This is a genomic window from Serratia sp. L9 (genome assembly GCF_050632285.1).
Taxonomy (GTDB): domain Bacteria; phylum Pseudomonadota; class Gammaproteobacteria; order Enterobacterales; family Enterobacteriaceae; genus Chania.
Genome location: NZ_CP192591.1, coordinates 4,407,345 through 4,418,857, shown reverse-complemented (window position 1 = coordinate 4,418,857; position 11,513 = coordinate 4,407,345). Strand labels below are relative to the sequence as shown.

Sequence of the window (11,513 nt, the reverse complement as noted above, 5' to 3'; positions counted from 1 at the left end):
GGATGCGCATTGCGTGTTCCCCCTTATTTGAGCGAATGTTCAGCGTTCGCTGGTGGCGAATACAATCAGTTGATAGCTCTCATCGTGGCAGCGGAAACGGGTCAGTGCAGTCATCCCCAGACCGTTAACATGAGCAGCCAACGAGTGCGGGTTATCTTCATTCACAAACAGCGCGCCAACGTCAAAATCATTCCGGGTTCGCTCCTTCACAGCATCAAACAACTGCCGTAAAACGCCTTTGCCTCGCCATTCGGCGCTCAGACACACTGGGCCATAAAGAAAAAGCCGTTGCTGGCTTAATGGTTGACCATCAAAGCTTTGGGTCGACAGCGCGTGCAGCATGGCATCGACTACCGATGGGCGTGGTTGAGCATCCGCAGGCATCAAGCAGACAAATCCTGCCAACTGTTCGTCTTCAACAGCGATCAGGATCCCCAGGCCGTTATTGATACTGCTCAGTTGTTTTTCATTCATCTGAGAGACGATAAAGCCCTGTTGCCTCTGCTCAACAGTGAGCTGCTCCGGGGTGTTTTGCGCCTGTAAGGTCAGGATTGCGGGATAATCACTGGGAATAGCCTGCCTGATAAGCATGGGGCCTGCCTGTTTAAAAGAGTGCGAGTGCCGCCAGCATGCAACGCACGGTTATAGACGTCAAGGCAGTGGGCGGGATGATTGCCCGCCCACGGTGGCTCAACGTTCATCCCATTCGTCGGCGGCGGCCTGGCCTTCTTCGGTATCTAAAGGTGGATCAAGCTGGAAATCACCTTCTTCCCACTCATGCAGCGTATTTTCATCCAGCCACTCCGCACGGATCTCTATTTCATCGTAATCACCGTCGAAAATTGCCTGTGCAGCGGCACCACTGCGAAACGTCATGCATTCGACCGATTCGCCATCCTCTTCGAAAAACTCCGCCTGCCACATGGTTTCACCATCCAGCATGATGTACTTTTGCAGGTTGAACTGTTGTGGCACAGGGGGTTCATCATCATTACCGCCTTCGGCGGATTCTATAAATTCCTCGCGAGCGGCTTCGATCGCATCTTCCAGAGTTGCATACAGGCTCATGGTTATCTCCTTACACAAAATCATCTTGGGAAATCCGCAGGTGGTGTGGAACACCAGAATTAATTGTTGTCGCACTGCGGCAGGATGCAAATATTTTCTTATTCGACAGAGATGGGGACAATTTGAAAGCGCAGTAAAAGGCACTTCCTGCATGCCGCATAGCCCATAAACGGCATCGGCTGCCGGTTTTATTACCGGGAGGAAGCAGGGAGGTTGCCCATTTGGTATTACGAATAGCCCGGCCCACCGATCATTTAGCAGAAATCACCAGGATGGACGGTTTGGGATTAGCGTTGGGACAGCCCGGCGCATTTGATGGCCTCATAGCTATTTACCCATCACCGCGATGTGTTGGCTGGGCGTGCGCCTACGCAGGAAATTTGCGGGTATTGTGCTGAATGCTGGCTGGCGATATGCAGTCACCTGCTCGTGCAATCCTAAAACCCTTATTGGAAGGTTAATAGGCAGACGTTCGAGGATTTGCGTAGTGTTGCAGTGACAGGCCTGGAGGGGATAAAAAAGCCAGCGCTAAGCGCTGGCTCAAGGCAGAAACTTGAATGGCTATCAGGCATGCGTTACCGGTTTATCGTCGCTTTTACCCTGGGTGTTTTCCAGCATGCGGCGAATGGGAACGATCAGCAGGATCAGGATGGCGGCACAGATCACCAGCGCAATCGAGCAGCGGGCAAACAGAGTTGGCAGCATGTCCAACTGATCTGCTTTAACATGGCCGCCGATCAGGCCTGCCGCCAGGTTACCCAGCGCACTGGCACAGAACCACAGGCCCATCATCTGACCGCGCATTCTTTCTGGTGCCAGCAAGGTCATGGTCGCCAGACCAATCGGGCTCAGGCACAGTTCACCCAGCGTCAGCATCAGGATGCTGCCCACCAGCCACATTGGCGACACGCCAGCGCCACCATTGCTCAGCACCTGTTGTGCTGCCAGCATCATCAGCCCAAAGCCCGCAGCGGCAAACAGAATACCGATGACGAATTTGGTGATACTGCTCAGGCGGATTTTATTACGTGCCAAGGCCGGCCATGCCCAACTGAAGACCGGAGCCAGCAGAATAATAAACAGGGCATTGATCGACTGGAACCAGACGGCCGGGATTTCGAAATTACCGAAAGTACGGTTAGTGTAATCGTTGGCGAACAGGTTGAACGAGGTCGGTTTCTGCTCAAAAGCAGACCAGAAGAAGGCGGCCGAAATCAGCAAGATAAAACAGACCAGCAGGCGTGCACGTTCTTTACGGTTCATGTTCGCGAAGAAGAACAGATAGATAAAGTACAGCGTAACCGAAGCGGCAATGACATAGACCAGCATGCTAGCTACGGCGACTGGGTTAATCACAATGATCCCTTGGGCAATCAAGGTCACGATCGCCGCAACCCCGACAGCCAGCGCAACCAGCCAGGCACCCACGCCGTTTTTCTTGGCTACCGGGCTGTTCCAGGTTGAATCCAGACCGACTTCGCTGTCATAGCGCTTCATGGCAGGCACGGCAAACACGCGGAAGATGACCAGCGCGACCAGCATCCCGATCCCCCCGATGCCAAAACCCCAGTGCCAGCCGTGTGAGCGGATCAGCCAACCGGAAATCAGCGGGGCAATAAAAGAGCCAATATTGATGCCCATGTAGAACAGTGAGAAACCACCGTCACGACGTGCGTCGCCTTTCTTGTATAAGGTACCGACCATGACCGAAATACAGGTTTTGAACAAACCGGAACCGAGCACGATAAACATCAGGCCGATAAAGAACAGGTTATTCCCCATAAAGGCCGAAAGGGCGATAGACAGGTGGCCCAGGGCAATCAGAATTGAACCATACCAAACGGCCTTTTGTTGACCCAGCCAGTTATCGGCCAGCCAACCCCCAGGTAACGCAGCCAGATACATACTACCGGCAAAAATACCGACGATCGCGGAGGCATTCTCACGCGCCAGGCCCATACCGCCGTCATACACCGTGGCGGCCATAAACAAGATCAATAAGGGGCGAATGCCATAAAACGAGAAGCGCTCCCACATCTCGGTGAAAAACAGTGAACCCAGCGGATATGGATGGCCGAAGAACGTCCGGCTTTCGTTATGATTAATAGAGGATTGCATAAAATCTTCCCAATATAATGTGCTGCGCCAGGGCAGTTGATACTGTGGTATGTATGTGTATGTAATGAAGGTAGTCCATTTATGAAGGATTACCCGACAAAACCTTAGCCGCAGCGCCTGTAAAACGTGAAAAGCGTGCCGGCCATTTTTTCACTTGGCCAGATATTTACATCTGGCGTGATATTATTTAACCATTTGATAACTGGACGATGGTTTTGTCTAGTACCTGTATCCCATTTTTTAGACGAAAAGTCGACAAACATCTACTTTCTTGGTTTTTATGTTGGGAAGTCTATGATTTGCATTGACAGGTGGTTTATTGCTCTGTTTTTTCATTAAATTAATTAAAAACAATAGGTTGATTGTCTTAGGTTTATCTGCAGAACCCGGAGAGGCCAGCGAAAGGTAACATTGGAAAAAATAGGGGAAACAGCGGTTAGGCAACACTTGCTGACAAAAACGGTGATAAATAACGCTATTGTTCTTCCTGCAAGGTATCTTCCCGCATTCTGGCTGGGCGCCGTTGCAGACACCACCAAGAGTAAATGGCATTGAACAGGACAACCAGCGCGGTCATGCAGAATACTGCCCGGAATCCATAGCTGGCAGAGACCGCAGCGCCCAGCAGCGGGCCGCTGACATTGCCAATATCGCGAAAAGACTGGTTATAGCTGAATATTCGCCCGGCAATCTGATTGGTGCAGTTATAAATCAATAATGTCTGCACGGCAGGTAACAGCGCGCCATCGGCAGCCCCCAGCAGGAAGCGTAACACGCCAAGCTGCCATGGCGTTTGGACAAATGCCATCGGGATCAGCAATAACACCGAGACTATCAGCATAAACACCAGAATGCGTTCCGGGCCAATCTTATCGCCCAGTTTGCCCAGCCGGGGCGCACTCATCAGTGCCGCTACGCCGGGTACCGAGGCGATCATGCCGCTGATAAACGCCAGATTATGCGTATTACCCGCCAGTTCTCGAACGTAAAGCGTCAGGATCGGCGCTATGGAGCCGGTAGCAATCTGGATGATCATCGTGGTGACAAACAGGCTGAGGATCAGCCTGGGGCTTTTAAGCGAGGCGAATACCTGGCGTGCGTGCAGCATATCTTTCTTCGGTACTGGCGTGAATTGTTCTTTTACGCAAAACAGCGTCAACAGAAAGCAGATAAACAGTACGGCGGCGGTGATGAAAAATACGGGGCGCAAGCCGTATTGGTCGGCAAGAAAACCACCGATCAATGGCCCGATCAAAGCTCCGCTGACGCCGCCGGTAGACAAGGTGCCCAGCGCCCAGCCACTGCGTTGGCGAGGTACCTGAGTGGCAATCAGCGCATTGGCATTGGGAATAAAACCCCCGAGCAATCCCAGCAACGCGCGCAGCGCCAGGAACTGCCAGATACTCTGTGCCAACCCCATCAGCACCATAACAATGGCCATTCCCAATGCCGAGCGCAGCAGCATCAATTTACGCCCACGACGGTCTGCCAGGCTCCCCCAGAACGGCGAGGCTATCGCCGAAAACAGGAATGTAATACTGAAAACCAGTCCAGACCACATATTCAGGGATTGATGGCCGGTGACGCCAAGAGCTTCAACATACAGTGGCAGGAATGGCATAACCAGACTGAAGGCGGCACCGGTTAAAAAGCATCCCAGCCAGGCGATGAAAAGGTTGCGTTGCCAGTTGATAGGTTCTGATGCCGGGGCCATAGGTTTCCGTGCGGGGAAAAACGCGTTGCGTTACTCAAGGAAATAACGCAAAGCAAAAAAGTTAGCAGGGTAAGTATGCGCTTAATAACGGTGGTTATCAAATAACCAACCCGGTATTTTTCAGAGAAATGAAATAAAGTTTTAAAAGCGGTAAGCAAGTTTGATACCCGCGTAGTGCTACGCGGGAAATGGCTTACTCAGGCTCCTGCCAAGGCTTCAAAGCCGGCGGATGTGGTGGTAAGGGCCACGTTGATGACTGCGTAATGAGCCACGGCATTAAACGGATCCTGCGCAAGTATCGCGTCCAACGCCGTTCGTGGCATGTCTTTAACCAGGATGACGCCCCCGGTACGGGGATCCTTGCGGCCAGAGGCAATGAAAGCCCCTTCCTGGAAATGGTGCTTTAGCCAGGTGATATGCCCGTCAAGATGACTGTCAACTTCTTCGAGCGGGCGGTGGTAAGTCAGGTTGACGATATACATGGTGGTTCTCCTGTGCGGTAAAAACCCTACCATCACACTGTTTCGAGTGCCGCTCAAGATGATAGCGATAAAAAACGGCCATCAATAAAGAGAAGGCTCCCCTTCAGGGCGAGTCTTAAAGCGGCGGTGCAGCCACATATATTGGTCTGGGGCCATCAGAATCTCTTTTTCTACCACTTTATTCATAAAGGCCGCAGCTTCAAATTCGTTATCCAATGGGAAGTTCTCCACCGCAGGCTGCATGATCAGTTCATATCCTTTACCTTCTGGCAGGCGGCGGGGCGTAAAGGGGATAATCGCCGGTTTGCCCATCCGCACCAGCATATAACTGCCTGTGGTGGTTGCCGCTTTTTCTACCGCAAACAATGGAGCAAACACACTGCTGCGCGGGCCATAGTCATGATCTGGGGCGTACCAGATGATTTCCCCATGTTTCAAGGCGCGGATCATCCCTCTGATGTCTTTGCGGTCCAGCATGGATTTGTTGGAGCGCATGCGGCCTTTGGTCTGCAACCAGTCCATCAGCTTATTGTCATGTGGGCGGTAGACCCCTATCCCTGGATTGTGGATACCGAAGATCCGCGCACCTAATTCCAGCGTCAGGAAATGCAGGCCAATCAACAGCACCCCCTGATGGTTATCCCGCGCCTTTTGAATATGTTCCAGCCCGCTGACGGTGAACCAGCGTTCAATGCGCCACTTCGGCCAGAACCAGGCCATACCGGTTTCAAACAGGCCCATTCCTACCGATTCAAAATTCTTTATCACCAACGCATCGCGCTCCGCCCGTGGCATCTGCGGGAAACATAGCTCAAGGTTACGCTGTGTTATGGCCAGGCGGCGTTTGAGGAAACGCATGGAGAAACGGCCTAACCCGGTTCCTAGACGATAAATAATCGGATAGGGCAGCAGAACCAGCAGGTAGAGTAAACCAATGCCAAACCAGGTGAACCAGTAGCGTGGATGCAGTAAAGATCGATTAAAAGAGGGAACGTGCGTCATGGGTTCTCAGCTTAGAAGCAGTCATTTATCAGTAATAACAGAGAAATTGCATATACCTTTTACCTTTCTGGCGGCAACCCAGGAACAATTCAAGTTAAAGCGCCCGGTTTATGCGATAGTTTTTCTGCCGTTTATAGTAGAGTATTGTGACATTTTTAGTGTGTAACAGGAAAACAGACAGCATTAAAAAACCATTTTTTGCTTATAATAGGCCTGGAATGAGGTTTTTTTCGGCTATTTTTTGTTGCTGAGCTATCGGATGCTGAATTATCAATCAGGCAGCATCTTTTGGGATTACTGATTCAGGGGGTAACTATGTTGGCTTCATGGCTCAGTGCCGGGTTGCTGGTGGTGGGGGCTTTATTGGGTTGCCTTGGCGCTTATATGCAATATAACCCTTTGATTGCTGTGGCAGGAGCGGGGTTGCTGCTGGGTGTGATCACTTCAGGTTTTACTGAGCTGCAAAGAGAACGCTAAGCACCAAAAATGCACATGGTTTGTATGGGAATTAGGGTTGTAGGGTTAATGCTGTGTTACGGGGTGTTTTCGGGTATCATGTGCGCCGCGCGCGGGCTGGTGGCCTGGGCGCGTTCAATCAGTCACCTCCCGAAAGACAGGAAAAGTACACCATGCCAGTGTTACATAACCGAATTTCTAATGAGGAACTGAAGGCGCGTATGCTGGCCGAAACCGAGCCACGCACCACAGTTTCCTTTTATAAATATTTCACCATTGACGATCCCAAGGCGTTTCGTGACAGCCTGTATCTTCTGTTCGATAAGTTGAAGGTCTTTGGCCGTATCTATGTCGCCAAAGAGGGCATCAATGCGCAAATCAGCGTCCCGCAGAATAATTTTGACGCATTCAAAGCCGCATTATTTTCCTCACATCCTGCGTTAGAGCAGGTTCGTTTGAATATCGCGCTCGAAGACGACGGGAAATCCTTCTGGGTGCTGCGCCTTAAAGTGCGTGAGCGCATTGTGGCCGACGGGATTGACGATGAAACTTTCAATCCAGCCAACGTGGGCGAATACCTGCAGGCTGACCGCGTCAACCAGATGATTGACGATCCGCAAACCGTTTTTGTTGATATGCGCAATCATTACGAGTATGAAGTCGGCCATTTTGAGAATGCGATAGAAGTGCCTTCAGACACTTTCCGCGATCAGCTACCGATGGCGGTGGAAATGCTACAGGGGCAGAAAGACAAGAACATTGTCATGTATTGCACCGGTGGCATCCGTTGCGAAAAGGCTAGCGCCTATATGCTGCATAACGGCTTTAAAAACGTGTATCACGTTGAAGGCGGCATTATCGAGTATGCCCGCAAGGCCAAAGCGCAGGGGCTGCCGCTGAAGTTTATCGGCAAGAATTTTGTGTTTGACGAACGTATGGGCGAGCGCATTTCAGAAGATGTGATAGCTCACTGCCACCAGTGTGGGGCCCCTTGTGATACCCATACCAACTGCCTGAACGACGGCTGTCACCTGTTGTTTATCCAGTGCCCAAGCTGTGCCGCAAAGTTTGAAGGCTGTTGCAGCGAAAGCTGCCGCGAAGAGCTGAAATTGCCGCGTAAAGAGCAGAGAGCGCGCCGAGCGGGTCGTGAAAATGGGGTGAAAATCTTCAATAAGTCGAAAGGGCTGTTGCAGACGACGATGTTCATCCCCGATCCGAAAGAATAGGGGCCAGTGGACTAACGCTTATTGGGGCGCTGAAATCAGCGCCCCTGCTTATTACTTCTCGCGCACACCTTCAACCGAGATAATCAGCTCAACTTCCTGCGAAGCCGGGCCGAGATCGGTGGTGATGGCAAAGTCTTTCAGCTTGATTTTACCGTTGGCCTCGAAGCCTGCGCGGTAGCCGCCCCATGGGTCATTACCTTGGCCAACCAACTTGGCATCCAGGGTGACAGGCTTGGTTACGCCATTTAGCGTCAGGTTACCCACAATGGCAAAACCCTCGCCGTCTTTTTTCACTTCGGTAGATTCAAACGTTGCCTGTTGGTGTTTTTCAACGTTCAGGAATTCAGCGCTGCGCAGGTGTTTATCACGTTCCGCGTGGTTAGTGTCCACACTGGCGGTGTTGATAGTGACGTTGACCTTATCTTTAGACGGATCTTTCTCATCGAAGGTGAAACCACCGTCAAAATCTTTGAAAGTGCCGTACAGCCAGCTGTAACCCAGGTGTTGAATGCGGAATTCAACAAATGCGTGCTGGCCCTGTTTGTCAATTTTGTAATTGGCGGCCAGTGCGGAGCCTGCGCTCAACAGCAGAGCCCCAGCGGCCAGGCCTGATACGGTCTTCTTCAACAACATAGCAATCTCCATAAATCCAAGAGGTTAATCGGCGCTGCGACCCAGCATCCGTTTCAAAGTAACATCACCATCAATAAAGTGATGTTTAAGCGCAGCCAGGGCGTGCAGTACCGAAAGCACGACAACGGCCCAAGCCAGGTAAAGATGGATCATACCGGCGGTATCGGCCTGTTGTGGCAGACCGGTTACGGTGGCAGGAACGTCAAACCAGCCAAATACGCTAATCGCCTGGCCATCGGCGGTTGAAATCAGATAGCCGCTGATCAAAATAGCGAACAGCACGGTATAAAGCGCGATATGGGCAAGAACGGCACTGATATGCGTGAAGCGGCTATAACTGGCCAACGGTTTGGGCGGCGGCGAAACAAACCGCCATATCACCCGTACCAACATGACGATAAATAGCAGGGTGCCGATACTTTTGTGGATTTCTGGAGCCTGGTGGTACCAGACGTCGTAATATCCCAGCGTTACCATCCATAGACCGAGAGCAAACATGCCGTATACCGTCAGCGCCACCAGCCAGTGGATCAGAACAGAAACGTGACCAAAACGGTCGGCGGTATTTTTCCAGAGCATCAGGTTTCCTTACATTACTCATTTTCTGGCTGCAATAATTAATTTTAAAAAACATAAAATCAATAATAAATTTATCTATGTTACATCTTTATAATATTAATCAGAGAATTTGTGCGAGTTTACGGAGACTTGGTCAAATGAATCGTTGAAGATGTTATTTTTCAACGCTGAAGAGAAATTCTTTACGTATTGAAAATTATCCATTTTGCTTTTAATTGTCAGGTTTTGTCATTTTGCGTAAATCTTAAATCAACCCCTGGAAATTAAGTGCTTTTGGACTACGCCTATTATTTGCGCTGGTTGGTTAAAATATGATTATTTATCTTCATCAGTAGGTTGGGGGAAATTATCTGCGCCTGGGGATAAGAATTTGCTACCATAGTAGCTATCAGCGGCTCGTTCGGGCCTGTTCACGCAAGGAAATCTCATGGGCAGTTTTGAACTCAATGACCGTAAGCTTCGTTTGATTATGATGTTGGCGATGCTGGTAGTGATCCTCGCGGGCATTAAAGCTGCTGCTGATATCGTCGTTCCCTTTCTGCTGGCGGTGTTCCTGGCCATAGTTTTAAACCCATTGGTCGTGCTGCTGGAGCGCTGCAGGGTTCCCAGGGGGTGGGCGTTATGCTGCTGGTGATCGTCGTGGTTGTGCTGCTACTGATGTTTATCGGCATGCTTGGCTCCTCATTGAATGAGTTTGCCCGCTCTTTACCGCAGTATCGAGGCATGATGCTGGAGAAACTGCGCGCACTACAGTATTACGCTGATCGCTTTAATATCGATATTACGCTCTCTGCAGATGCAGTGGTCAAATATGTCGATCCAGGGGCCACCATGAATCTGGTCACTCGCCTGTTAAGTTATCTTTCGGGGGCCATGACCAGTATTTTCCTGTTATTAATGACGGTAGTCTTTATGCTGTTTGAGGCAAAGGTCTTACCGTTCAAACTGCGGCAGGCGCTGGATAAACCCACTGAGGGCATGGCTGTTATCCAGAAAGCCCTGAAAGGGGTCACGCATTATCTGGTGATCAAGACGGCGATCAGCCTGGCTACCGGGCTGATCGTTTGGGGCTTCCTGACCTGGGTCGGGGTCCGTTTCGCTTTTATCTGGGGCATGATGGCCTTTCTGTTCAACTATATTCCTAATATTGGTTCAGTCATTGCCGCCATTCCTCCGCTGATCCAGGCATTGCTGTTTAACAGCTTTGCCGATGCTGTGGTGGTGGCGGGTGGGTATATCCTGATTAACCTTATTATCGGCAACATGCTTGAACCACGCATTATGGGGCGTGGGTTAGGGCTTTCTACGCTGGTGGTTTTTCTATCCTTGATATTCTGGGGGTGGCTGATGGGGCCTGTAGGGATGCTACTCTCGGTACCGCTTACCATTATTGCCCGCATCACGTTAGAAACAATGGATGGAGGGCATAAAGTGGCCGTGATCCTGGGGGATGGGCGACCGATGAAAACAACGGCACCCAAGTAGGCTGCAACGGCGCAGTATTACCCCACCAGCAGGTTTGATGAGGTGTTGGCCGTCATGGCTTGCGGTGGGTAAAAATAGCGCAATACGTTATACAGCGAGTAAAACTCCAACCGGTTACGCACATTGATTTTTTCGGTGATATGGCGCTTATGTACATACACCGTGTGGGAGCTGATCTGCAGCTTTTTGGCAATGCGGTAATTGGGCATTTCGGACATCCAATATTTCATCACCGTCAATTCCTGCGGGCTGAAGAGTGAATGCTCATCGCGGGTATTCATTATCATGACCGGGCTTTCTCGCAAGACCTTCAATGCTTCTGGTAACGCCGCCTTGTTAAACAGGAAGGCGTTATTGGCAATACGCATGGGGCTTTTGCAATAGGGATACGGAGCATCCAGGTAGATATGCAGCATCGAGGTGCGCGTTGCCGCAATAAATGACTGCAATTGCGAATTGTCTTCACTGTAGCGGCAATATTTGGTCAGGTTTATCAGGATATGGTTAGGTTTTAAACTGGCGAGCAGGGGAAGGGCTGCTTCGATATTCTGGCAGCAAGTCACGGAGGCAAAAACGTTGTCAGTAAAATGATCGGCGATGCCTAAACGAGTGAAACTGCATTCGTCCACAATGAGTAGTTTCATGGTGACGTCCTTGTTAATGATCCAAAACTGGATGAGGCACAATTGTGTAACATAGGCCTTACCCTGCAGTGGGATCAATTCGGAAATCCAGATAGTATTGGCGAAT

General features: G+C 50.6%; 11 protein-coding genes and 1 pseudogene. 3 read left to right on the top strand and 9 right to left on the bottom strand.

Translation table 11 applies throughout. The annotated features are described in order from the left end of the window. Positions 1-39: 39 nt before the first annotated feature. The 6 genes from ACQ86O_RS21050 to ACQ86O_RS21025 all read right to left on the bottom strand — a co-directional run bounded on the left by ACQ86O_RS21050 (position 40) and on the right by ACQ86O_RS21025 (position 6,384). Positions 40-591: a GNAT family N-acetyltransferase gene (locus tag ACQ86O_RS21050; protein WP_431222714.1), complete on the bottom strand. Its 552-nt coding sequence runs from the start codon at positions 589-591 to the stop codon at positions 40-42. A gap of 99 nt (positions 592-690) precedes the next feature. Then, a complete protein-coding gene (locus ACQ86O_RS21045; protein WP_431222713.1) occupies positions 691-1,068 on the bottom strand; it encodes a MysB family protein in 378 nt (125 codons plus the stop codon). A gap of 564 nt (positions 1,069-1,632) precedes the next feature. Next, positions 1,633-3,186, bottom strand: coding sequence for a peptide MFS transporter (locus tag ACQ86O_RS21040; RefSeq protein ID WP_431222712.1), 1,554 nt, complete (start codon positions 3,184-3,186; stop codon positions 1,633-1,635). Positions 3,187-3,661: 475 nt separating this feature from the next. Continuing rightward, positions 3,662-4,900 (bottom strand): multidrug efflux MFS transporter MdtG, encoded by a 1,239-nt coding sequence (gene mdtG / locus ACQ86O_RS21035; protein ID WP_431222711.1) that lies wholly within the window; start codon positions 4,898-4,900, stop codon positions 3,662-3,664. A 197-nt stretch (positions 4,901-5,097) separates the two neighbouring features. Further along, complete coding sequence (locus ACQ86O_RS21030; protein ID WP_431222710.1) at positions 5,098-5,382, bottom strand: YciI family protein; 285 nt, start codon at positions 5,380-5,382, stop codon at positions 5,098-5,100. Between the two features lie 81 nt (positions 5,383-5,463). Beyond that, the gene (locus ACQ86O_RS21025; RefSeq protein ID WP_431222709.1) at positions 5,464-6,384 is read right to left on the bottom strand and encodes a Kdo(2)-lipid IV(A) acyltransferase; all 921 of its coding nucleotides are present in this window, start codon (positions 6,382-6,384) and stop codon (positions 5,464-5,466) included. A 315-nt stretch (positions 6,385-6,699) separates the two neighbouring features. Between ACQ86O_RS21025 and ACQ86O_RS21020 the strand changes: the two genes are divergently transcribed. Next, positions 6,700-6,861 (top strand): histidine kinase, encoded by a 162-nt coding sequence (locus ACQ86O_RS21020; protein ID WP_431222708.1) that lies wholly within the window; start codon positions 6,700-6,702, stop codon positions 6,859-6,861. 152 nt (positions 6,862-7,013) lie between these two features. Then, a complete protein-coding gene (locus ACQ86O_RS21015) occupies positions 7,014-8,066 on the top strand; it encodes a rhodanese-related sulfurtransferase (protein ID WP_431222707.1) in 1,053 nt (350 codons plus the stop codon). A 51-nt stretch (positions 8,067-8,117) separates the two neighbouring features. Here the strand turns inward: ACQ86O_RS21015 and ACQ86O_RS21010 are convergent, their stop codons facing one another. Together ACQ86O_RS21010 and ACQ86O_RS21005 are read right to left on the bottom strand one after the other, a co-directional pair. Beyond that, entirely contained in the window at positions 8,118-8,696 is a 579-nt protein-coding gene (locus tag ACQ86O_RS21010) for a YceI family protein (protein ID WP_431225790.1), read from the bottom strand. 27 nt (positions 8,697-8,723) lie between these two features. Next, positions 8,724-9,278 carry a cytochrome b gene (locus ACQ86O_RS21005; RefSeq protein ID WP_431222706.1) on the bottom strand — a complete coding sequence of 185 codons (555 nt, stop codon included), beginning with the start codon at positions 9,276-9,278 and terminating at the stop codon, positions 8,724-8,726. Positions 9,279-9,705: 427 nt separating this feature from the next. Here ACQ86O_RS21005 and ACQ86O_RS21000 point away from each other — a divergent pair. Next, positions 9,706-10,763, top strand: a pseudogene (locus ACQ86O_RS21000) (AI-2E family transporter). A gap of 17 nt (positions 10,764-10,780) precedes the next feature. Here ACQ86O_RS21000 and ACQ86O_RS20995 read toward each other — a convergent pair. Further along, positions 10,781-11,407 carry a response regulator transcription factor gene (locus ACQ86O_RS20995; protein WP_431222705.1) on the bottom strand — a complete coding sequence of 209 codons (627 nt, stop codon included), beginning with the start codon at positions 11,405-11,407 and terminating at the stop codon, positions 10,781-10,783. Positions 11,408-11,513: the final 106 nt, after the last annotated feature.